The organism is Streptomyces armeniacus (assembly GCF_003355155.1).
GTDB classification, from domain to species: domain Bacteria; phylum Actinomycetota; class Actinomycetes; order Streptomycetales; family Streptomycetaceae; genus Streptomyces; species Streptomyces armeniacus.
The window spans coordinates 4,518,229-4,539,711 of the sequence record NZ_CP031320.1 but is presented as its reverse complement, the minus strand read 5'-3'; the positions used below and the strand labels follow the sequence as shown (position 1 = coordinate 4,539,711).

Below are 21,483 nucleotides of genomic sequence, written 5' to 3'. Positions count from 1 at the left end.
GTCGCGCCGGTCTCAGCGACCGGCGTTGCCGCTGCCCAGCACCTCGGCCCGCGCGCGGTTCGCGGTCGCGTCGTTCAGGCAGCCGCGCAGCCGCATCAGGTCGTGCCCGGTGAGCGCGGGCCGGACCGTTCCCGCCCACACGTCGCCGTCCAGGCGGGCGAGCGCGGCGTGCTCGTTGTGTACGGACGTCGAGCGGCGGCACCTCTCCCACAGCTCTCGCGCCGCCAGCTCGCGCGGCACGTACGGACGCGGGGTGGCGGCCCGTACCGCGACCCGGAACACCACCGTCGTCGCCGCCGCGTCCGGCCGCGCCTCCGGACGGGTCTGGGTGGCGTCCGCCAGTCCGCCGACGAGCAGCCCCAGCAGGAGTACGCCCGCCGCTGCCGCCACGCCGCCCGTCGCCGTCCGTACGGGGCGCGGCGGCACGGGTTCGCGTTCCTCCAGTGCCGCCCCGCCGCGTATCCCGCCCGCCGGCGCGGTGAGCCGCGTGAGCCGGCGGGCGAGGCGGCGCTCCGCGCCGGTCGAAATCGTCGGCGGGATCGTCCGGGTGCTGTCACCCAGTGTGCACTGTCGAGCACGAGGTCGGGAGAGGGCGGGTACGGGCACGGATCCGTACACGCTGCCGCCGGAGCGGCTCGCCGAGCTGGTGCGGCGGCCGGGTGCGGCGTGGGACGTGCGGTGAACGCCTGTGGCCGCAGGGGGCGAAGGTGAACGAGGGTGAAACTCCGGTCACAGAATGGGAGTTGGGTCTCACCCTGAGGTGATGGCGTGTGATGCTACGCGCCAGTAGCCTCGATTGAAGGGAACCCCAACGCGTTCTCCGCCGTCACTCCCTTCAGGAGCGTGACATGCGAACGAACAACACCGTCCGTACGGAGGTGACCCGGTGACCTGCTGCCGATGCGGCCGAGCCGCCGAAGTCCCCGTGCTCGTACGGATCATCGAAACGATCTCCGGCCCGATGCGGGGGAACTACGCCTGCCTGCCCTGCGGTCAGTGGTTCGGCTCGCGGGCCGACGCGCCGGACTGGCTGAAGCGGGATCTGCTCGCGCGGGAGTCCGCGCAGTAGCCGCAGCAGCCGCAGTCAGCGCAATGGCCGTGGCCCGCGGGGCGGTTGTGCCCCGGGCAGCCGTGCGCCCCGCGTACGCCGGGCGGTTCCCCGTCGGCGGGAGACTCCGCCGGGGCGGACGGCTCAGGCGCTCTCGCGCTGTGCCGCCGCCATCCATGCCCGCCTGAGCCGGGCCAGCTCCTCGAGGTCCGCGGGGGTCCACACCTTGCGGTCGGCGACGAACGCACGTATCGCCGCGTTGGCTTCCTCGAGGATTAACCGCGACTGCGCCGGGGCGGGTGAAGGAGTAGGGGACATGTGGTCAAGGTTAGGGGAGAGAACCGGCAATCTCACCCACCGCGTTCAGGACAAGACGCCCCGGATACGGCCGCGAGCGGTTTCCGGCCGCTTACGCAGCGTCATTCATGTGACCTCGCCAACACCCCTCCGGTGCCTGTCCGTTCGGCCGCGCGCGGGGTCCTCATGCCCGTGCGAGCTGGGATCACCTTCGGTACGGCGCTCTCGTGCGGTGTCAATGCAACGGGCGTGCGCGGGGCGTGCGTTGCGCCCTGGCGCGCCCCGTGGCGACGGGTCGGACCGTGTGGAACGTCACGAAAAAGGCACCCGTGACGGGGGTTTGTGACGGCCGGGAGTGACCCTGGACTGTGCCACACGGCACACTCGGAGGGCCGTGCGCCCCCTTGCGCTCCCCTCTGCCGGGCCCGCCGGTGGCCGAAGCGGGCCACCGGCGGGCCCGGCAGAGGGGAGCGCAAGGGCGCCCGCCCGATGCGGATGCCGTTGCCGAGCAGGGGAGTTCGAGTCCGTGATGCACGCACGCGTACGAGCGTCCGCCGCCGCGCTCACGACCGCCGCGCTCACCGCCGTCGCGGCGCTGGCGCTGACCGGCTGCGGTGGCGGAGGCGAGGAGGACGGCGGCGGGCCCGGGCTCGCCGACGTCAAGGGGAACTGGGTCGCGACGGAGAGCGGCGGCACCAAGTCGCTGGCCATCGGGAACGGCAAGGTGATGGTCGCCGAGCAGTACCAGTTCTGTACGGGCGACATCAGCGAGGACGACGGGCTGAAGCTGATCGTGGACGACTGCCGGGGCGGCAAGCCGCCCACACGTACGTCCGGTACGGTCGTGGACGGCAGCGGCAGGAAGTCCCTCACGATCGAGTGGGCGGACGGCGCCAAGGAGACCTTCGAACCGGCCAAGGACCAGATCGAGCGGGCGGGCTGACGTGAGCCTGAGGCTGTTTCCGTGTGATGCCGGGCGGGTTTCCGTTTGCTGCCCGGGCGGCCGGGCGGCGGTGCGGATCGCCCGGGGCAGCGGCGCGGATCGCCCGGGGTGGCGGGGAACGTACGGGTCGGTGCCGCGCGTGAACTGCCTGCATATGCGCACCTCGCGGCCGCGCGGCCGGGCGCGGACAGTAGTCGTGGTGTCCAAAGTGCTGACGGCACATACCACCTGTGGTTAACATCACGTCACCCCGGCAATGTTGCCGAAGCGTTATGGAGGTGCGGTGCGGTGATGGTTACCCGTGACGGGCGACGCCGGACCGCGCGCGTCGCGGGCATCCGTACGAAGTGGCACACCGTCGACAGCGGCGAGTTCTTCTGCCCCGGCTGCGGCGGGGACCGCGCGTACCGGCGCCGCACCGGACGCCGCAGATTCGTCCTCCTCGGCCTGCCGCTGCTGCCGCGCGGCGCGGCGGCGCCCGTCGTCGAATGCGCCGCGTGCCGCGGGCACTTCGGCACCGAGACCCTGGAGGGGCCCACCACCACCCGGCTCGCCGGGATGCTGCGCGACGCGGTCCACTCCGTCGCCCTGTCCGTGCTCGCGGTGGGCGGCACCGAGTCCCGTACGGCACGTGAGGCCGCCGTCGAGATGATCCGCGGCTCCGGGTTCCCGGACTGCTCGGAGGAGCAGTTGCTCGCCCTCGTTGCCGCGCTCCGTGCCGACCCGCGCGGCGGCGGTTCGCTCGGCGGTTCGCCGGGCGACGGGGCGGACTCGGACGGCGTGCCCGGCGCGGCCGGTCTCGGCCTGGTGGAGCTCGAACTGCGCGAGGTACTGCGGCCGTTGGCTCCGCACCTGGCCCCCGTAGGCCGCGAAACCCTGCTGCTGCAGGGCGCGACGATCGCACTCGCCGACGGCCCGTACCAGCCCGCCGAGCGCGGCGTCCTGGAGGCGGTCGGCGAAGCGCTGACCTTCGCCCCGGACGAGGTCGCCCGCCTCCTGGCGGCGGCCCGCACCCCCTCGTAGTCCTCGCGGCCCTCGGACCGGGGCGGGCCGAGCCGGGCCCGGCCCGGTGCTCGGAGCGGCCTGCCGGAGGGCGGCACAATCCCGTTGCCGGGCGCGGGCGCTGCTGACAGGGTCGTGCCATGCCGACCTTCTCCGCGTACGACGGGCCCCAGCTCGCCTACCGCGTGACCGGCGCCGGACCACCCCTGGTCTGCGTCCCCGGCGGGCCGATGCAGGACTCCGCGTACCTCGGGGACCTCGGCGGCCTGTCCGCACACCGGCAGTTGATCATCACGGACCTGCGGGGCACCGGCCGGTCCGCGACGCCGCAGGATGTCGCCTCCTGCCGCTGCGACCGGCTCACCGACGACGTGGAGGCCCTGCGCGAGCACCTCGGCCTCGACCGGCTGGACCTCCTCGCGCACTCCGCCGGGACGAACGTGGTTGCGCGGTACGCGGAACTCCGGCCCGCGCGCGTCGGCAGCCTCGCGCTGATCACGCCGAGCCTCGCGGCCGTCGGCATCACGGTCACCGGAGACGTACGACTGGAGACGGCGCGCCTGCACGCGGCCGAGCCGTGGTTCCCGGAGGCGTACGAGGCCCTGGAGGCAGTCGTCGCGGGCCGGGCGACGGATGCGTCGTGGCAGGCCATCGAGCCGTTCGCGTACGGCCGTTGGGACGCGGCGGCGCAGGCGCACCAGGCCGCGCGGGGCGGGCAGCGGAACGACGACGCGGCGGCCGCGTTCGGCGCCGAAGGCGCCTTCGACCCGGCCGCGACCCGGGCGGCGCTCGCACGGTGCGAGTCGCCGGCGCTGCTGCTCGCCGGGGAGGCCGACGTGAACTCGCCGCCGCCCGCGGTGGCCGAGTACGCGGCGCTGCTCCCGAACGGGCGGTTCGCCGTCCAGCCCGGGGCGGGGCACTTTCCGTGGCTCCACGATGCGGAGTGGTTTGTGGCGGCGACGGAGGCGTTCCTTGGTGGTGGGCAGGCGCCGCCACCCAGCCCGTCCGTCGCTTGAGCACGGCCGGAAGCGGCCACTCACCCAAGCTGTCCGGCGTTTGAGGACGGCCCTCGGCCATCGCGAAGGGTGCGCTGTGCCACAGGCTTTCGGGCCACTGCCGGACAGTGGCCGCTCCGGTCCGTCCTCAAGCGCCGGACGGGCTGGAGTGGGTGGTTGCTCTCCGCCACGGGAAGGTGGCCGGTCGTGGCCGCTCCGGTCCGTCCTCAAGCGCCGGACGGGCTTGATGTGGCACAGGTACGCCGCACAGTGCAGGCACGTTCTGGCCGGGGGCCGTCCTCAAACGCCGGACGGGCTGGAGTGGGTGGCCGCTCCGGTCCGTACCCGGGCGCGCCGGACGGGCTGGCGTGGGTGGGGACTCCCGTCGTGGTACTCCGCGGGGAGTAAAACACCCCCCATGCAGCCCCGCGCAGTACCCCCCGGCTCGGTCCGGCGAGCGACGAAATCCCGGGCCGTGGGCGGAAGTCTGGTCACCGACAGACGACGTCACATCCGGTGACCGAGGAGGGGGCGCACATGGGGCCCGTAACGGAAGTACGGCGTGCGGCGGGGCGAGGGGGCCCGGAGGGGCCGGAGCAGGACGGCCCGTCGCCGCCCGGCAACAAGAACGTGCGGCGCGCCGTCCCCTGGGCGGTCATCGCGCTCTGGGTGCTGGTGCTGGTGATCGCCCTGCCCTTCGCCGGGAAGCTCGGCGGCGTGACCCGCGACGAGGCGGTGGACTACCTGCCCGGCAGCGCGGACTCCACCCGCGTACAGGAGCTGGTGGAGAAGCTGCCCGGCGGCGACACCGTCGACGCGATCCTCGTACACCACCGCGACAGTGGCCTCACCGCCGCCGACCGCGCCGCGGCCCGCGAGCAAGTGGCGGAGATCGCCGGGAAGTACGACCTCACCGGGGGCGACGCGGTCCCGCGTACGGTGCCGTCCGAGGACCGTACGACCCTGATGACGCCGTTCTCCATCGCCGGACTGCCCGACGAGAAGGCCCAGATCGAGGCCGTCACCGACATCCGGGAGCAGTTGGGTGAGGCGCCGGAAGGGCTGAGCATCGAGGTCGGTGGCTCGGGGGCGCTGCAGGCGGACGCGGACGAGGTCTTCGAGTCCATCGACGGCACGCTGATGATGGGCACCGCCGCCGTCGTCGCCGTCCTGCTGATCCTCACCTACCGCAGCCCGGTGCTGTGGCTGGTGCCGCTGGTGGTCGTGGGGGTGGCGGCGGTCAGTTCGATGGCCGTGATCTACGGGCTGGTGCAGGGCTTCGATCTGACGGTCACGTCGATGAGTTCGTCCGTGATGACCGTACTGATCTTCGGCGCCGGCACGGACTACGCCCTGCTGCTTGTCGCGAGATACCGCGAGGAACTCCGCCGCCACGAGCGCCCGTACGACGCCATGAGTGCCGCCCTGCGCGGCTGCGGGCCCGCGATCCTCGCGTCCTCCGGGACGGTCGCGCTGGGGCTGCTGTGCCTGCTGGCGGCCGACCTGAACAGCAGCAGCGGGCTCGGGCCGGTCGGCGCCGTGGGCGTGGTGTGCGCGCTGGCCGCGATGATGACGCTGCTGCCCGCGATACTGGTGCTGCTGGGCCGCCGCGTGTTCTGGCCGCTGGTGCCGGTCCACGGCGCCGAACAGCAGCAGCGCCGCTCGCTGTTCGCCATGATGGGCACCTCCGCCAGCCGCCGCCCGGCGACCGTGCTGGTCACCGGGACGCTGCTGCTGGGTGCGCTGGCGCTGGGCATGTTCAGCCTGCCCGGCCCGGTCAAGCAGGAGGACACGTTCACCAACAAGCCCGAGTCCGTCTCCGCGCTGGAGACCCTCGGAGCCGCCTATCCCGGTGCCAGCAGCCAGCCGATCACCGTGCTCGCGCAGACGCCGCAGGCGGACGAGGTGGCGCGGCGGGCGCGTACGACGGAGGGCGTCGCGAACGTGGAGAAGGGCCGCAGCGGGGGCGGCTGGACCGAGTTCAGCGTGTTCGCGGAGGACGCGCAGGAGTCGGAGGGGGAGAAGGACGCCATCCGCGCGCTGCGGAGCGGACTGCACGAGGTGCCGGGGGCGGACGCCCTCGTGGGCGGCCCCAGCGCCCAGCAGCTCGACCTGGAGCAGACCAACAGCGACGACCGCAAGATCGTCATCCCGCTGGTGCTGCTCGCCGTGCTGCTCATCCTGATCGCGCTCCTGCGCAGCCTTACGGCGCCGCTCGTGCTGGTCGCCGCCGTGATCGCCTCGTGGGGTGCCGCGATGGGGCTGGGCGGGCTGGTCTTCGAGCCGCTGTTCGGCTTCAGCGGGCTCGATCCGGGGCTGCCGCTGCTCACGTTCGTCTTCCTGGTGGCGCTCGGCGTCGACTACGGCATCTTCCTGATGCACCGCATGCGGGAGGAGTCCCTGAAGGGCGCCGACGTCCCGGAGGCGGCCGTCACCGCGCTGCGCACGACGGGCGGGGTGATCGCCTCGGCGGGCATCGTGCTGGCCGCGACGTTCTGCGTACTGGCGACGATGCCGATGGTGATGATGGTCGAGATGGGCTTCGTCATCGCGGTCGGGGTGCTGCTGGACACGTTCCTCGTCCGCACGTATCTGGTGACCTCGGTCAGCCTGCTGCTGCGGCGGTGGGTGTGGTGGCCCGGCAAGCTGTTCCGCAGGGACAGCGCGCGGGTCCCGGCCTCGGGGGACGGCTGAGAGAGCCCGGCCGGGCGGGGGCCGTACGTGTCCCCGCCCGGCCGGAGCCCCGGGCCGCCCGTACGGCAGCGCGTACCGGAGCCCGTACTGAGACGCGTACCGAACAGATCTCCGTCCCCTGCAGCAGGATGGTCCCGTGACTTCACCACCCCGGAATCCGGCCGCCGCGATACTCGCGCGTGCGCTCCTGCCGCGGCGTACCACCGTGCGCGGGGTGCCGGTGGCGGACCTCGGGCTGGTGGCGGCGCTGCTGCTCGTGCAGACAGGGCTCGCGCTCTCGCTCTCGCCCCAGGACGGCCGTACGCCCGGCCTGTTCGGCTGGCTGCTGCTGCTGGGGATGGCGTTCGTGCTGCTGTTCCGGCGGGCGCACCCGTGGCTGACGGCCATCGCGGTGATCGGGATGGCCGGGCCCTACCACGGGCTCGACTACGTGCACACCGCCGCCGTCCCGGCCGGTCTGGTGGCGCTGTTCTCGCTCGCCGTGGCCGGGCCGCCGATACGGACGTTCGGCACGCTCGGCGTCGTCCTCGGGATCATGAGCAGCGTCATGCTCGGGGCCGGTTCGGCGCACGATCTGGCCGAAATGCTGCGCGGCTCCGGCTGGTTGGTGGCCGTCGTCCTGGTGGGGGAGGCCGTCCGCATCCACCGCAACTACGTGGCGGCCATCGTCGAACGCGCCGAACGGGCCGAACGCACCCGCGAGCAGGAGGCGGCCCGGCGCGTCGCCGAGGAACGCCTGCGCATCGCCCGCGACCTGCACGACCTGCTGGCGCACAGCATCACGCTGATCGGCGTGCAGACGTCCGTCGCGGCGCACATCCTCGTCGCGGACCCGGAACGGCTGGACCGCGACGCGGTCGCCAAGTCCCTCGACGGCATCGCCGACACGTGCCGCGACGCGCGCGCGGAGCTGCGTACGACCCTGGAGGTGCTGCGCGCGAGCGACCGGGGCGGCGAGCACGTGAACGGCAGCGGGCCGCTGCCCGGCCTGTCCGGCATCCCCGACCTGGTACGCGCGGCTCGCGGCGCGGGTGCTCGGGTGGAGCTGGCCGTACGGCTGGGGACGGACGCGGACGGCGAGCGAGCGCCAGGCGGCCCGGACGGCGCGGACGCCCGGCCCGCCCAGCCGGTCGCGGAGCCGCCCCCGGCGGTCGGCGCGGCGATCTACCGCATCGTGCAGGAGGCGCTGACCAACGCCGTACGGCACGCGGGCCCGACGGTGGGCGTGCGGGTCACCGTCTGCCGTACGCGGCAGGCGTTCCCGGACGGTGAAGGGTCCGGCGACGGGTCCGATGACGGCTCCGGCGACGGCTCCGGTGCCCCGGCAGGCGACGCCGACGGCCACTGCGACGCCGTACGCCTCACCGTGCTCGACGACGGCGCACCGTCCCCGCCGCCGTCCCTCCCTGTTGCCGGTGCCGCCGACCCGGCACCGGAGCACGACCACCCACCGGGCTTCGGCATCGTCGGCATGCGCGAACGCGCCCGCAGCGTCGGCGGCACCCTGGACGCCGCCCCGCGCACGGACGGGCCCGGCTTCGCGGTCACGGCCGTCCTGCCGCTGTCCGCCACGCACCCCGACGCCGGGGTGCCCGCGACGACGAAGGGTTCCCCATGACAGCCGACACGACGGCCGACGCGAGAGCCGACACGGCGGCCCGTACGGCGGTTGGCCGCCTCAGAAACAGGGAGGTACGCGCATGAGCGCGCGCCCCGGCCGCCCGGACGTGATCCGGGTGGTGCTGGCCGACGACCAGACGCTCGTACGGTCCGCGTTCGCCATGCTCGTCGAGTCCGCCCCGGACATGGAGGTCGTCGGGCAGGCGGGCACCGGCCGGGAGGCCGTGGAGCTGGTCCGCGGCGCGGTGGCCGACCTGGTGCTGATGGACGTGCGGATGCCCGACCTCGACGGCATCGAGGCCACCCGGCTGATCGCCGCCGACGAGGATCTGGCAGGCGTGAAGGTGCTGGTGCTGACGACGTACGACACGGACGAGTACGTCGTCGACGCCCTCCGCGCCGGAGCCTCCGGCTTCCTCGTCAAGGACACCAAGCCGGCCGAACTCCTCGACGCCATCCGTACGGTGGCCGCCGGCGAGTCCCTCCTGTCGCCCGGCCCGACCGCCCGGCTCATCGCGCGCGTGCTGCGCGGCCCCGTCGCGCCGGGCACCGGCGGCCCGGCCCCGGACGCGCTGGCCGCGCTCTCCGACCGCGAGCGGCAGGTGCTCGAACTGGTGGCGCGCGGCCTCAACAACACGGAGATCGCAGGCACCCTCGGTCTCAGCCCGCTCACCGCCAAGACCCATGTGAGCCGGATCATGGGCAAGCTGTGCGTACGGGACCGGGCGCAACTGGTGATCGCCGCCTACGAATCGGGCCTGGTGACCCCGGGAACCGCCGCCGGGTGAGGCCCTGCGCACCCGCCGCCGGGTGAGGGAGAATGCACCCATGCAGCAGCCTCACGGGGACCGGCCGCTCCCGGTCTCCCCGCACCCGTACCCGACGCCGTACCCGGGCCGCCGCCCATGAGCCTGTACCGCGACGACGGCATCGTGCTGCGCACCCAGAAGCTGGGCGAGGCGGACCGGATCATCACGCTGCTCACCCGCGGGCACGGCCGGGTGCGCGCGGTGGCGCGCGGCGTGCGCCGTACGAAGTCGAAGTTCGGCGCGCGCCTGGAGCCGTTCTCGCACGTGGACGTGCAGTTCTTCGCGCGCGGCAGCGACCTGATCGGGCGCGGGCTGCCGCTGTGCACGCAGACGGAGACCATCGCCCCGTACGGCAGCGGCATCGTCTGCGACTACGACCGCTACACCGCGGGCACGGCCATGCTGGAGACGGCGGAGCGCTTCACCGACCAGGAGGGCGAACCGGCCGTGCAGCAGTATCTGCTGCTCGTCGGCGGACTCCGTACGCTCGCCCAGGCCGCGCACGCCCCCGGCCTGGTGCTGGACGCGTTCCTGCTCCGCTCGCTGGCCGTCAACGGCTACGCGCCCAGCTTCGGCGACTGCGCCAAGTGCGGCCTGCCGGGCCCGAACCGGCACTTCTCCGTCGCCGCGGGCGGCACCGTGTGCGGCGACTGCCGTGTCCCGGGCAGCGTCGTGCCGTCGCCCGAGGCGCTGTCGCTCCTCGGGGCGCTGCTGACGGGCGACTGGGCCACGGCCGACGCGGCCGAGGCCCGGCACGTACGGGAGGGCAGCGGGCTGGTCTCGGCGTACCTGCACTGGCACCTGGAACGCGGCCTGCGCTCGCTGCGCTACGTGCGGTAGCGCCCGCCGCCCGAATCCAGCCCGTCCGGCGATTGAGGACGGCCCTCGGCCACGACAACGCCGCACCGGGCCGAAGACCGTCGGCCCACTGACCCTGCGTCGCCACCCCGCTTCGTCCTCAAACGCCGGACGGGCTTGAGCGCGTGCCCGGGCCCAAGCGAGCCCAGTGACCACCCCAGCCCGGTGAGTGAGCCGCAGCGACATTATGCGGCTCCGCCGAGTGAGCGCGCCGGTGTCGAAAGCGATGAGACCAAGTGAGCGAGGAACGAGTGAGTGCAGTGTCGAAGAGCGTCGACATCGGGTACGAGCGCCCGGCGGTGAACGAACACTATGAACCAGCGTAGGCTCAGGCGGAAGCCCCCGTACGACCCGATGGAGCTGAGTCACCCATGGCCCGTCGCGGAATGCTGTCCAGGCAGCGTCGCGTGTCCGCCGACTACGCAACCCCCGAGCCGCACCCCTCCGGTGCCCGGCCGCCCAAGATCCCGGCCGAGCTCGTGCCGAACCACGTCGCGGTGGTGATGGACGGCAACGGCCGCTGGGCCAAGGAGCGCGGGCTGCCCCGTACGGAGGGGCACCGGGTCGGTGAGGGCGTCGTCATGGACGTGCTCAAGGGCTGTCTGGAAATGGGCGTACGGAATCTCTCCCTCTACGCCTTCTCCACCGAGAACTGGAAGCGCTCGCCCGAAGAGGTGCGCTTCCTCATGAACTTCAACCGCGACGTGATCCGCCGCCGCCGCGACGAGATGGACGAGCTGGGCATCCGCATCCGCTGGGTGGGCCGGATGCCGAAGCTGTGGAAGTCCGTCGTGCAGGAGCTCCAGGTCGCCGAGGAGCAGACCACCGGCAACGACGCCATGACCCTCTACTTCTGCGTCAACTACGGCGGACGCGCGGAGATCTCGGACGCGGCGAAGGCGCTCGCGGAGGACGTACGGGCGGGCCGGCTGGACCCGTCGAAGGTCAATGAGAAGACCCTGACGAAGTACATGTACTTCCCGGACATGCCCGACGTGGACCTCTTCCTGCGCCCGTCGGGCGAGCAGCGCACGTCCAACTACCTGATCTGGCAGAGCGCGTACGCCGAGATGGTCTTCCAGGACGTGCTGTGGCCGGACTTCGACCGGCGCAACCTGTGGGACGCGTGCCTCGAGTACGCCCACCGCGACCGCCGGTTCGGCGGCGCCAAGCCGAACGAGGCGTCCGCGCAACCGGCGGAGTCCGCGGAGAGCTAGCGGCCGGGAGCGGTCACGGCACCGCGGCGGCCGCGCGCGTCACTTCGCGCAGTCGCCGCAGGTGCCGAAGATCTCGACGGTGTGCCCCACGTCCACGAAGCCGTGCTCGGCCGCGATGGACGCCGCCCACTTCTCCACCGCCGGGCCCTCCACCTCGACGGCCTTCCCGCAGTGCCGGCACACCAGGTGATGGTGGTGGTCGTCGCTGTGGCAGCGGCGGTAGACCGCCTCGCCCTCGTCCGTACGCAGCACGTCGACCTCGCCCGCGTCGGCGAGGGACTGCAGGGTGCGGTAGACCGTGGTCAGACCGACGGAGTCGCCGCGGTGCTTGAGCATGTCGTGCAGCTCCTGCGCACTGCGGAACTCCTCGACCTCCGCCAGCGCCGCCGCCACGGCAGTACGCTGCCGGGTTGACCGTCCGCGTACGGGGGGACCTGCGGTGGCCACCGTTGCCTCCTCGACTGTCGTTCTGCTCGCTCCCGGCGCCCGTTCCCGTTCCCGGGCCGTCCGGCCGGCTGGCGGCCATTGTGCCAGTAGTGCCGGATGCGCCTGACGCGTCAGGCGCCGACGGAAGCGTGTTCCTGTTCCAGGGTGCCTTCCCCGGTGCCCTCCGCGGCACGCTTGGCGCGACTTCGCGCCAGCGGCATGGCCAGGACCGTCACCAGTACGAACAGACCGATGGCGAGCAGCACGATGCTGGCGCCGGGCGGCACGTCCGCCTCGTACGAGAGGGTGGTGCCGGACAGCGTGACCAGCACCCCGAAGAACACCGACAGGCCGAGCGTCGCGGCGAAGCCGCGGGTGGTCTGCTGGGCGGCGGCCACCGGGATCACCATCAGCGCGCTGACCAGCAGCAGCCCCACGACCCGCATGGACACGGTGACGGTCACGGCCGCGGTGACGGCCAGCAGCAGGTTCAGGGCCCGCACGGGCAGGCCCGTGACGCGCGCGAACTCCTCGTCCTGGCACACCGCGAACAGCTGGCGGCGCAGTCCGACGGAGACGGCCAGCACGAACGCGGACAGGCACACGATGGTGGTGACGTCGCTCTCCGAGACCGTCGTGATCGAGCCGAAGAGGTACGTGACGAGGTTCGCGTTGGAGCCGTTCGGCGCCAGGTTGATGAGCATGACGCCGCCCGCCATGCCGCCGTAGAAGAGAAGGGCGAGCGCGAGATCGCCGCGGGTCTTGCCGTACCAGCGGATCAGCTCCATGCCGACCGCGCCGACGGACGCGACGAGCACCGCCATCCACACCGGGTTGGTGCTGGTGAGGAAGCCGAGCGCGACGCCGGTCAGCGCGATGTGGCCGATGCCGTCGCCCATGATCGCCTGCCGCCGCTGGACGAGGTAGATGCCGACGGCGGGGGCGGCGATGCCGACCATGAGGGCGGCGATCAGCGCCCGCTGCATGAAGTCGTACTGGAGCATCTCGGTCATGACAGCAGCCCGGTCTCGATCTTCGAGGCGGTCTCGGCCTCGTCGGTGTCGTGCGGATGGTGGCAGCTCGGGTCGTGCAGCCGCTCCGGCTGGTCGACGCGCTCCACGCGGCCGTCGCGCAGCACCACGGCACGGTCGATGAGGGGGGCCAGCGGGCCCAGCTCGTGCAGGACGAGCAGTACGGAGGTGCCGTTCCCGGTCTGCTCGCGCAGCGCGTCGGCGAGGACCTGCTGGCTGGCGAGGTCGACGCCGGTGAGCGGCTCGTCCATGATCAGCAGGTCGGGTTCGCCGGCGAGCGCGCGGGCGATCAGCACGCGCTGGTGCTGGCCGCCGGAGAGGGCGTTCACGGAGTCCGCGGCGCGGTCGGCCATGCCGACGACCTCCAGCGCGCGGTGGACGGCCGCCTTGTCCGCGCGGCCCAGCGGGCGCAGCCGCGTACGGGCGAGGCGGCCCGACGAGACCACCTCGCGCACGGTGGCCGGGACGCCGCTGGCGGCGGTGGAGCGCTGCGGTACGTACCCGACGCGGCGCCACTCGCGGAAGCGCGCCAGCGGGGTGCCGAACAGCGTCAACTCGCCGCCGGTGACCGGGACCTGCCCGACGGCGGCGCGTACGGCCGTGGACTTGCCCGAGCCGTTCGCGCCCAGCAGCGCGACCACCTCGCCGGGGCCGACGGCCAGGTCGATGCCGCGCAGCACCGTACGGGCGCCCAGCGACGCGGTGACTCCGTGCAGGGATATGACGGGTTCCGACGTCGTCTTCACGGCGCGGTCTCCTTCCGCGGACTTCCCGGCCGGCGGGATCACCGGTTTGCTCACTTGGCGCCGAGCGCGGTGCGCAGCGCCTGCAGGTTCTGCTTCATGACCGAGAAGTAGTCGTCCTTCGCGGGGTCCTTCACGGACTCCAGCGGGCTGAGTACCCCGGTCTTCAGCTTCAGATCGCGGGCGAGGGTCTGGGCGGTCTTGTCGCTCGCGTTGCTCTCGAAGAAGACGGTGCTGACATCGTCCTCCTCCGCGATCTTGTGCAGCTCCTTCATGTGCGCGCCGCTGACCGAACCGGACTCGGGGTCGACGCCGGAGATGCCCTCCTCGTGCAGGCCGTACCGGTCGGCGAGGTAGCCGAAGGCGGAGTGCGTGGTGATGAAGGTGTCGGACGTACGGCTCCGCAGGCCGTCCTTGAACTCGGTGTCCAGCGCGGTGAGGCGCTTCACGAGGGCCGCGGTGTTCTTCTCGTACGCCGCCTTGTGGTCCGGGTCGGCCTTCGCGAGCTGCTTGCCGACGCCCTCGGCGACCTTCGCGTAACGGCTCGGGTCGAGCCAGATGTGCGGGTCCTCGCCGCCCTCGGTGCTGTGGTCGTGCCCCTCGTGGCCGCCCGCTTCTTCTTCCTTGTGGCCCTCCTCCTCGTGGCCGCCGTGGCCCTCTCCCTCGTGGCCTTCCTCTCCGTGGCCTTCCTCTCCGTGGCCCTCCTCTTCGTGACCGCCGTGGCCCTCTTCCTTGTGGCCCTCCTCGCCGTGCTCCGAGGTGCCGTGCTTCTCCAGCGACGTGTACGAGGTGGCCTCCGCGACGTGCTTCACGTCCGACTGCTCAACGGCCTTGTCGACGGCGGGCTGCAGCCCCTTGAGGTAGACGACCAGCTCGGCCTCGCCCAGCTGTCCGACCTGCTTCGGGGACAGCTCGAGGTCGTGCGGCTCGACGCCCGGCTCGGTCAGCTCCGTGACGGAGACGTGCTTGCCGCCGATCTCCTTGAGGAGGAACTCCATGGGATAGAACGACGCGACGGCGTTCACCTTCCCGTCCGCGGCCGCGGAGCCGTCGTCGCCGCACGCGGACAGGGACAGGGCGGCCAGCGCGAGCACACCGGTGCCGGCGACCAGGCGTATGCGGCGGGCCCGTAGCGGCCGGCTGAGGGAGGATCGTCGAGCGTTCATGACAGTCATTTTCACGTTGAATGGAAACGATTGTCAACTTTCCCGTTTGTCGTACGCCCCGTACGCACGCGCTTCCGCTCCGTCCGGCAACCGATTTGATCCCGCCCCCTTCCTCGCCGGTAATCTGAGGTATTCCGTCGTCGTTGATGAAGAGAGCACCGTGGCCGCCGACAAGATCGACACCATCGTCAGCCTGAGCAAGCGCCGTGGCTTTGTGTACCCGTGCAGTGAGATCTACGGTGGCCAGCGCGCCGCCTGGGACTACGGGCCGCTCGGCGTGGAGCTCAAGGAGAACATCAAGCGCCAGTGGTGGCGCTCCATGGTCACCTCGCGCGACGACGTGGTCGGGATCGACTCGTCGGTGATCCTGGCACCCGAGGTCTGGCAGGCCTCGGGGCACGTCGCCACGTTCACCGACCCCCTCACCGAATGCACCTCCTGTCACAAGCGGTTCCGCGCGGACCACCTCGAGGAGGCGTACGAGGCCAAGCACGGCCGCCTGCCCGCCGCGGGCCTGGCCGACATCAACTGCCCGCACTGCGGGAACAAGGGCTCGTTCACCGAGCCCAAGCAGTTCTCCGGGCTGCTCTCCACCCACCTGGGCCCGACCCAGGACTCCGGCTCGGTCGCGTACCTGCGGCCCGAGACCGCACAGGGCATCTTCACCAACTTCGCCGCCGTGCAGCAGACTTCGCGCAAGAAGCCGCCGTTCGGCATCGCGCAGACGGGCAAGTCCTTCCGGAACGAGATCACTCCGGGCAACTTCATCTTCCGGACCCGCGAGTTCGAGCAGATGGAGATGGAGTTCTTCGTCAAGCCGGGCGAGGACGAGGAGTGGCACGAGTACTGGATGGAGCAGCGCTGGAACTGGTACCGCGGTCTCGGCCTCCAGGAGGCCAACCTCCGCTGGTACGAGCACCCGGCGGAGAAGCTCTCGCACTACTCGAAGCGGACCGCGGACATCGAGTACCGCTTCAACTTCGGCGGCAGCGAGTTCTCCGAACTCGAGGGCGTGGCGAACCGTACGGACTTCGACCTGACCGCGCACTCCAAAGCGTCCGGCCAGGACCTGTCGTACTTCGACCAGGAGGCGGGCGAGCGCTGGACGCCGTACGTCATCGAGCCGGCGGCCGGCGTCAACCGCGCCATGCTCGCGTTCATGCTGGACGCCTACGTGGAGGACGAGGCGCCCAACGCCAAGGGCAAGATGGAGAAGCGCATCGTGATGCGCCTCGACCCGCGGCTCGCGCCGGTCAAGGTGGCCGTCCTGCCGCTGTCCCGCAACGAGCGCCTGTCGCCGAAGGCGCGGGGGCTGGCGGAGACGCTGCGCCAGCACTGGAACATCGAGTTCGACGACGCGGGCGCGATCGGGCGGCGCTACCGGCGCCAGGACGAGATCGGCACGCCGTTCTGCGTGACGGTCGACTTCGACACGCTGGACGACAACGCGGTGACGGTGCGTGAGCGGGACACGATGAAGCAGGACCGGGTGTCGCTCGACCAGATCGAGGGCTACCTGGCGAGCCGCCTGCTGGGCTGCTGACGCCGTTGTGCGCGCTCCCGTCCCCTGGCGACGGGGCGCGCCGAATCAAGCCCGTCCGGCGATTGAGGACGGCCCCCGGCCACGGTGGCGGTGCGCTGGGCCATGTGCAGTCGGCCCACTGGCGCGCCGGTGGCCGACCCGTGCCGTCCTCGAACGCCGGACGGGCTGGTTTGTGGGCGCTTCGGCCCGTGGCCAAGGCGCGGACTGGCTGATTTGTGCGGACGGGCTGATTCGTGGCCCCTTCGGGCAGAGAAATACGTGGCGCGTTTGTCGCGCCCGTATCGCGGAACATCGGCCACTCCCGAAGCGTTTTCCCCCACAACAGCATCACAGGGAGGTGTCATGACCGGACTGCGGCCCGCTTCCTTCGGAGCCGAGCCCACCGGTGAGCGGCTCGAACGGATTCTGCGCTCTCCCCACTACGACCCCGCCGCCGGCGTCTTCCGGAATCCGGTGGAGGCCCGTACGGAGCCGCAGCCGCAGGGTTCGCGCATGGCGATGATCCGTGCGCTGCTCAGCCGCAAGGACCGCAGGCCGGCCGGGCGCATCCCGGTGCGGCGCCCCGACCTGTCCGAGCCGCCCGCCTCCGGGCTGCGGCTGACATGGCTCGGGCACTCGACCGTGCTCGCGGAGATCGACGGGCGGCGGGTGCTGTTCGATCCGGTCTGGGGCGAGCGATGCTCGCCCTTCGCGTTCGTCGGGCCGAGACGCTTCCATCCGCCGCCGCTGCCCCTGGACGGGGCCGGGCGGCTGGACGCGGTGGTGATCTCGCACGACCACTACGACCACCTCGACATGGGCACCGTCCGCGGCCTGGCCGGTCAGGGCGTGCACGTCGCCGCCCCGCTCGGGGTCGGGGCCCATCTGGAGCGCTGGGGCGTGCCGCCCTCCGGGTTCACCGAGCTGGACTGGCACGAATCCGTCGAGATCGCCGGGCTGACCCTGACCGCCACCCCCGCGCGGCACTTCTGCGGGCGCGGCCTGCGCAACCCGCAGCGCACCCTGTGGGCTTCCTGGGTGGTGTCCGGGCCCGATCACCGGATCTTCCACAGCGGCGACACCGGGTATTTCCCGGGGTTCGCCGAGATCGGCGCCGACCACGGACCGTTCGACGCGACGATGATCCAGGTCGGTGCCTACAGCGACTTCTGGCCCGACATCCACATGACCCCGGAGGAGGGCGTCCGTACCCACCTCGATCTGTCGTCCGGGCGTACCGGGGCGGCGGGCGGCGCGCTGCTGCCCATTCACTGGGGGACCTTCAATCTGGCGCCGCACCCGTGGCAGGAGCCGGCCGAGCGGATGCTGCCGGCCGCGGCCGAGGCGGACGTACGGGTGGCGATACCGGCGCCGGGCCAGTCGTTCGAGCCCTCGGGCGAGCTGCCCGCGGCGCCGTGGTGGCAGGCGCTGAGCGGGGCCTCGGCCGCGCGGGGCGGGCGGCCCGCGGTCGCCCAGGTGCCGCCGGGGACGCCGGACACATCGGACGCACCGGCACCCGCTCCGGGCGGCGGACCGCGCCCTGCGGCCTCGCCGCAGGGCGGGCCGGACGCGACGGCCCCGGCGACCGGCGGCTGACGGGCGACGACGGACTTCGGCGGCTGACGGGCGACCGGGCGGCGGCGGGCGGCAGGGTAGGCGGAGGGGAGCGGACCGGGCTCAGGGGGAGCCCGGGACGAAGTGGTCCAGGGCCGTCGTCAGCACCGTGCGCCGCGTCCCGGGCTCGTCGTCGGGCGCGCAGGACAGCAGCGCGTAGCGCTCGCCGTCGATCGCCGTGAAGACGCGTTCGACGCACTCGCGGCGCCCGCCGGCGTCCGCGCTGTCGTACGCGTAGTGCAGCTCGGCGGCGTCACCGTCCGGGTTCTCGGGGCCGCCGGTCACCGGGCCGACGCTCAACTCGCGGTAGCCGTCGGCCTGTCCGGACAGGTTGTCGGACGCCTCGCGGGCGGCCTCCAGCGGCGTCATGCCCGCCTCGGTGATGCGGAAGATCTGCAGCAGGCTGCGCTCGTCCGGCGCGGTGTAGAAGACGCCGTTCGGGCCGGAGGTCCGCTCCCACCCCTCCGGTACGGCCACGGTGAAGCCCTCGTCGTCCTTGATGCGCCGGAAGTCCGGCGGCAGCTCCGCTGCCGTCGTCGTGTCCGCCGTCTCGCCGTCCGCCCCGTCCGCGCCCTCCGCGGACGGGCCGTCCTGCGGCGTTCCGTCCGGGCCGGCGGAGGGCGGGGCCGTCGCGCCCGGACCGTCCGCCCGCGGCGGCCCGTCCTCGTCGCCGTCCACGCTGAGCCACGCGGCCGTGCCGACCGCGCCCAGCGCCGCGGCCACGGTGAGCCCGACGACGACCGGGCGCCCCGGCCACGGCCTGCCCGCCGCACCGCCCGCACCGCCGCCGCCCGGCCCGGTGCCGCCGCCCGCCCGCGGCCCCGGCACCGCAACGTGCCCGCCGTACGCGCCGTACGTCCCCGGCTGCGCCTCGTACGGCATCCGCCGCGGGCGCGGCGGGGGCGGCGGCACGTACGCCACCGGAGCCCGGCCCGGATCCCAGCGCTGCGCCGCCTCGTTCCAGCGCGGCCGCTCGCCCGCCTGGCCCGCCGTGCCCGCCCCGCGCACGTCAGCCCCTCAGCAGCGCGGCCACCGACTCGCCGACGGCGGCGCCCGAGCCGAGCGCCGTCACGGCGGTGCCGGCGGCGGCCAGCGCGTCGCGCAGCCGTTCCAGGCGGGTACGGGACGCCGCGCCGGAGGTGCCGATCTCCTCCTCGGCGGCGACGAGTTCGGCGTCGAGCACCCGCGTGTCCTCGGTGGCGACGAACCGCTCCAGGTCCTGCCGCAGCGCGTGCACCGCCTCCAGCAGCTCGTGCTGCGCGGCGTCCTGGGGCGCGGCGTCCGTCACGTTCGTGGTGTTCGCGGTGCCGTGTGCGCCGAAGTTGAACGCGCTGTTGTTCGCGGTCCCGATCCGCACCTCGGGCGGCGGCTGCGCCTCGCCGCCGGAGCCGCCGCCCGTGCCCGCGCCCGAGCCGCCACCCGTACCGCCGTCAGCTGCTGCCATGGTTCGCTCCCGTACTGCCGCTGGTGCCGCGTGTGTTGTGTGTGGTGACCGTGCTGTGCGCGCCGAAGGCGAACGCGCTGTTGTTCGCCGAGTCGACGTAGACGCCGCCGCGTACGTTGACGACCTTCTGCTCGAACTCGGCCGTCTGCCAGCCCGCTTCGTAGAGCGACACCTTCACGCCGTCCGCCACTCGGTCCTGGATGCTGCGGAGGTACCGCATGACGTCCATCTCCTGGAAGAGGGAGACGTCCGGATCGGAGCCCCGTTCGCGTACGGAGACCGCGGGCCCGTCCGGCAGCGCGCGGCGGTGGCCGGAGGCGGACAGCTCCTTGACGCTCTTGAGGTGCCGCCCGAGGGTGACCACGCACTGGCCGGCGGTCCACGGGGTGTGCACGAGGGCCCAGAAGATCTTGCCGAACGCGTTGGCGTGCGCGTACTCGTACGCCAGCCGGTCGGCCTCGCGGAATCTGCGGTCCACGGGCAGCAGCACGTGCGGCGCGATCTCCAGCATCAGCATGCCGCCCTGGGTGTGCACCCGTACGAACACGGTGGTGACCAGCTCCTCCTCCCAGCCGCCCACCCGGATCCGCAGGAAGTGCCGCCTGGTCTCCCCGCCCTCCTCCACGGCCGCCACGCGGTGCCCCTCGAACTCGGCGGGGTCGTACGGCGCGCCGTAGCGGGCCGGGATGCCGTCCGCGGGCAGGAACACGCACTCGTCGATGTGCAGTTCGCGCAGCCGGTCCCGTACGCCGGTGGCGTCGTCCGGGGCGGCGTACTTCGCCGAGGGGATCTGGAGGTCGCCGACGAGGCGGTGGATGGTGTCCAGGATGGTGCCGTTGTCGACTGGTTCCGGGGTGCGGTCCTTCCGGGGGCGGAGCTCCACGGCGAGCGTCCAGGGCTCGATGGCGCCGCCGGCGCCCCGGAACGGGTTCTCGGTGTGATACATGATCAACGGTGCGTGCTGCTCCCGGCGGATCACGTGCTTGGAACGTTCGGCCCGGTTGCCCAGCGTCAACTCCGCCGGGTCCGCGGCCACGTTGGGGAACCGCTCCGCGGACAGCGGGCCCCGCATCAGCCGGGCGAACTGGCCGCGCCGCAGCCCGACGGCGAGGGGGAGCGGCAGCAGGAACAGGCCCAGCGACAGCCACGCGTGGCGCTGGAGCGTGTCGCTGACCTCCACGCCCGACCCGTACACGTCCGTGTCGGACTCGGTCAGTGAGTGCAGGGCCTCCACGCCCGGCAGCCAGGTCAGCGCCCCGCTTATGGCGCCGTCGGCGCTGCCGGTGGCCAGCTCGGCGAGCACGACGAGGACGATGGCGAGCATGATCCGGCCGTACCAGCGCACCGCCGTGCCCAGCGACGCGCGCGCCGCGGACGCCTGCGGGGTCTCGCCGGCGCGGCGGCGCAGCGCGGGCGCGGCGGTCAGCAGCAGGCAGGGCAGGGCCAGCAGCAGGAACAGCCCTTCGGTGAGGAGGGACGACACGATCCAGAACAGCAGGACGCCCAGCCCCCAGGCGAGTTCGAGGCGGCGGGCGTGCAGCGCGTGGGCGAGGACGCGGGCCGCGTCGATGCCGAACGAGGGGGCGGTGAACCGCTCCTCGTGCACGTACAGCTCGTCGAAGACCGCGGCGCGGTAGTTGCTGTCGAGGTGGACGCCGGCGCAGAGGAAGCGGCAGGCCTCGCTGGTGGCCGGCTCCACCGGGGGCCTGCGCCAGGCGGCCGCGTCCGCGCGGGTACCGCCGTACTGTCCTGGTGCCGGGACACGGGCCACTGTCACTCCGTTCGGGGTCGGGCAGGCCGGTGGCGCTCCACCACGCGCGGAAGAACGCCGGCGGGGGAGCGGCGGGCTCGACAGCGTATGGGGACGAAGGGCCTCCGGAGGCGTACCGAAAGGGGTAACAGCGGGCGCATACAGGGGCGTTCGGGTGTACGCCGGGGGCTTAGGGGGCTCGCCAGGCCGTTTCCCGTTGGTTTGTGTGCGTTTTGCTTGACCCCCTATGTGGTTCCTTCTACGTTTCCGTTGCATTGCGTAATCGGTTCCATGGCTGTCCGGT

The 21,483-nt window shown here is 72.7% G+C and carries 19 protein-coding genes; 11 read left to right on the top strand and 8 right to left on the bottom strand.

The window, feature by feature from the left end:
* Positions 1-12: 12 nt before the first annotated feature.
* The gene (locus DVA86_RS19725) at positions 13-426 is read right to left on the bottom strand and encodes a hypothetical protein (RefSeq protein WP_208880078.1); all 414 of its coding nucleotides are present in this window, start codon (positions 424-426) and stop codon (positions 13-15) included.
* 460 nt (positions 427-886) lie between these two features.
* Here DVA86_RS19725 and DVA86_RS19720 point away from each other — a divergent pair, with 460 nt between their 5' ends.
* The 9 genes from DVA86_RS19720 to DVA86_RS19680 all read left to right on the top strand — a co-directional run bounded on the left by DVA86_RS19720 (position 887) and on the right by DVA86_RS19680 (position 11,483).
* Positions 887-1,069, top strand: coding sequence for a hypothetical protein (locus DVA86_RS19720; RefSeq protein ID WP_208880077.1), 183 nt, complete (start codon positions 887-889; stop codon positions 1,067-1,069).
* An 802-nt stretch (positions 1,070-1,871) separates the two neighbouring features.
* The gene (locus DVA86_RS19715; protein WP_208880076.1) at positions 1,872-2,288 is read left to right on the top strand and encodes a hypothetical protein; all 417 of its coding nucleotides are present in this window, start codon (positions 1,872-1,874) and stop codon (positions 2,286-2,288) included.
* 291 nt (positions 2,289-2,579) lie between these two features.
* Positions 2,580-3,311, top strand: coding sequence for a TerB family tellurite resistance protein (locus tag DVA86_RS19710; RefSeq protein WP_208880075.1), 732 nt, complete (start codon positions 2,580-2,582; stop codon positions 3,309-3,311).
* 119 nt (positions 3,312-3,430) lie between these two features.
* Positions 3,431-4,306, top strand: a complete 876-nt coding sequence (locus tag DVA86_RS19705; protein WP_208880074.1) for an alpha/beta fold hydrolase — start codon at positions 3,431-3,433, stop codon at positions 4,304-4,306.
* 516 nt (positions 4,307-4,822) lie between these two features.
* Positions 4,823-6,979, top strand: coding sequence for an MMPL family transporter (locus tag DVA86_RS19700; protein ID WP_208880073.1), 2,157 nt, complete (start codon positions 4,823-4,825; stop codon positions 6,977-6,979).
* Positions 6,980-7,115: 136 nt separating this feature from the next.
* Positions 7,116-8,597, top strand: coding sequence for a sensor histidine kinase (locus DVA86_RS19695; RefSeq protein ID WP_425470877.1), 1,482 nt, complete (start codon positions 7,116-7,118; stop codon positions 8,595-8,597).
* 82 nt (positions 8,598-8,679) lie between these two features.
* Positions 8,680-9,387, top strand: coding sequence for a response regulator (locus tag DVA86_RS19690; RefSeq protein ID WP_208880071.1), 708 nt, complete (start codon positions 8,680-8,682; stop codon positions 9,385-9,387).
* A 117-nt stretch (positions 9,388-9,504) separates the two neighbouring features.
* Positions 9,505-10,248 (top strand): DNA repair protein RecO, encoded by a 744-nt coding sequence (gene recO / locus DVA86_RS19685; protein WP_208880069.1) that lies wholly within the window; start codon positions 9,505-9,507, stop codon positions 10,246-10,248.
* A gap of 389 nt (positions 10,249-10,637) precedes the next feature.
* Positions 10,638-11,483, top strand: a complete 846-nt coding sequence (locus DVA86_RS19680; protein ID WP_208880067.1) for an isoprenyl transferase — start codon at positions 10,638-10,640, stop codon at positions 11,481-11,483.
* A gap of 39 nt (positions 11,484-11,522) precedes the next feature.
* On the opposite strand, the gene DVA86_RS19675 is transcribed toward DVA86_RS19680, so the two are convergent.
* The 4 genes from DVA86_RS19675 to DVA86_RS19660 all read right to left on the bottom strand — a co-directional run bounded on the left by DVA86_RS19675 (position 11,523) and on the right by DVA86_RS19660 (position 14,858).
* Positions 11,523-11,930 carry a Fur family transcriptional regulator gene (locus tag DVA86_RS19675; protein WP_208880066.1) on the bottom strand — a complete coding sequence of 136 codons (408 nt, stop codon included), beginning with the start codon at positions 11,928-11,930 and terminating at the stop codon, positions 11,523-11,525.
* Positions 11,931-12,040: 110 nt separating this feature from the next.
* A complete protein-coding gene (locus DVA86_RS19670; RefSeq protein WP_208880064.1) occupies positions 12,041-12,922 on the bottom strand; it encodes a metal ABC transporter permease in 882 nt (293 codons plus the stop codon).
* Positions 12,919-13,686, bottom strand: coding sequence for a metal ABC transporter ATP-binding protein (locus DVA86_RS19665; RefSeq protein ID WP_245996800.1), 768 nt, complete (start codon positions 13,684-13,686; stop codon positions 12,919-12,921). Before DVA86_RS19665 ends, DVA86_RS19670 begins: the two co-directional genes overlap by 4 nt.
* Before the next feature lie 50 nt (positions 13,687-13,736).
* Complete coding sequence (locus DVA86_RS19660; protein WP_425470875.1) at positions 13,737-14,858, bottom strand: metal ABC transporter substrate-binding protein; 1,122 nt, start codon at positions 14,856-14,858, stop codon at positions 13,737-13,739.
* Between the two features lie 151 nt (positions 14,859-15,009).
* Between DVA86_RS19660 and DVA86_RS19655 the strand changes: the two genes are divergently transcribed.
* A complete protein-coding gene (locus DVA86_RS19655) occupies positions 15,010-16,392 on the top strand; it encodes a glycine--tRNA ligase (protein ID WP_208880062.1) in 1,383 nt (460 codons plus the stop codon).
* Between the two features lie 342 nt (positions 16,393-16,734).
* Positions 16,735-17,967: an MBL fold metallo-hydrolase gene (locus DVA86_RS19650; RefSeq protein ID WP_208880061.1), complete on the top strand. Its 1,233-nt coding sequence runs from the start codon at positions 16,735-16,737 to the stop codon at positions 17,965-17,967.
* 81 nt (positions 17,968-18,048) lie between these two features.
* Here the strand turns inward: DVA86_RS19650 and DVA86_RS19645 are convergent, their stop codons facing one another.
* The 3 genes from DVA86_RS19645 to DVA86_RS19635 are packed head-to-tail and all read right to left on the bottom strand — an operon-like array spanning position 18,049 to position 21,200.
* Positions 18,049-18,993 (bottom strand): serine/arginine repetitive matrix protein 2, encoded by a 945-nt coding sequence (locus tag DVA86_RS19645; protein ID WP_208880060.1) that lies wholly within the window; start codon positions 18,991-18,993, stop codon positions 18,049-18,051.
* 1 nt (position 18,994) lies between these two features.
* On the bottom strand, positions 18,995-19,429 hold the full coding sequence (locus DVA86_RS19640; protein ID WP_208880059.1) for a hypothetical protein: 435 nt from the start codon (positions 19,427-19,429) through the stop codon (positions 18,995-18,997).
* Positions 19,416-21,200 carry a hypothetical protein gene (locus DVA86_RS19635; RefSeq protein ID WP_245996797.1) on the bottom strand — a complete coding sequence of 595 codons (1,785 nt, stop codon included), beginning with the start codon at positions 21,198-21,200 and terminating at the stop codon, positions 19,416-19,418. Before DVA86_RS19635 ends, DVA86_RS19640 begins: the two co-directional genes overlap by 14 nt.
* Positions 21,201-21,483: the final 283 nt, after the last annotated feature.

Coding starts and splice junctions, on each gene's coding strand:
- DVA86_RS19670 (WP_208880064.1), bottom strand. CDS start 12,922: ATGACCGAGATGCTCCAGTACGACTTCATGCAGCGGGCGCTGATCGCC.
- DVA86_RS19710 (WP_208880075.1), top strand. CDS start 2,580: ATGGTTACCCGTGACGGGCGACGCCGGACCGCGCGCGTCGCGGGCATC.
- DVA86_RS19640 (WP_208880059.1), bottom strand. CDS start 19,429: ATGGCAGCAGCTGACGGCGGTACGGGTGGCGGCTCGGGCGCGGGCACG.
- DVA86_RS19700 (WP_208880073.1), top strand. CDS start 4,823: ATGGGGCCCGTAACGGAAGTACGGCGTGCGGCGGGGCGAGGGGGCCCG.
- DVA86_RS19690 (WP_208880071.1), top strand. CDS start 8,680: ATGAGCGCGCGCCCCGGCCGCCCGGACGTGATCCGGGTGGTGCTGGCC.
- recO (WP_208880069.1), top strand. CDS start 9,505: ATGAGCCTGTACCGCGACGACGGCATCGTGCTGCGCACCCAGAAGCTG.
- DVA86_RS19705 (WP_208880074.1), top strand. CDS start 3,431: ATGCCGACCTTCTCCGCGTACGACGGGCCCCAGCTCGCCTACCGCGTG.
- DVA86_RS19680 (WP_208880067.1), top strand. CDS start 10,638: ATGGCCCGTCGCGGAATGCTGTCCAGGCAGCGTCGCGTGTCCGCCGAC.
- DVA86_RS19660 (WP_425470875.1), bottom strand. CDS start 14,858: ATGACTGTCATGAACGCTCGACGATCCTCCCTCAGCCGGCCGCTACGG.
- DVA86_RS19650 (WP_208880061.1), top strand. CDS start 16,735: ATGACCGGACTGCGGCCCGCTTCCTTCGGAGCCGAGCCCACCGGTGAG.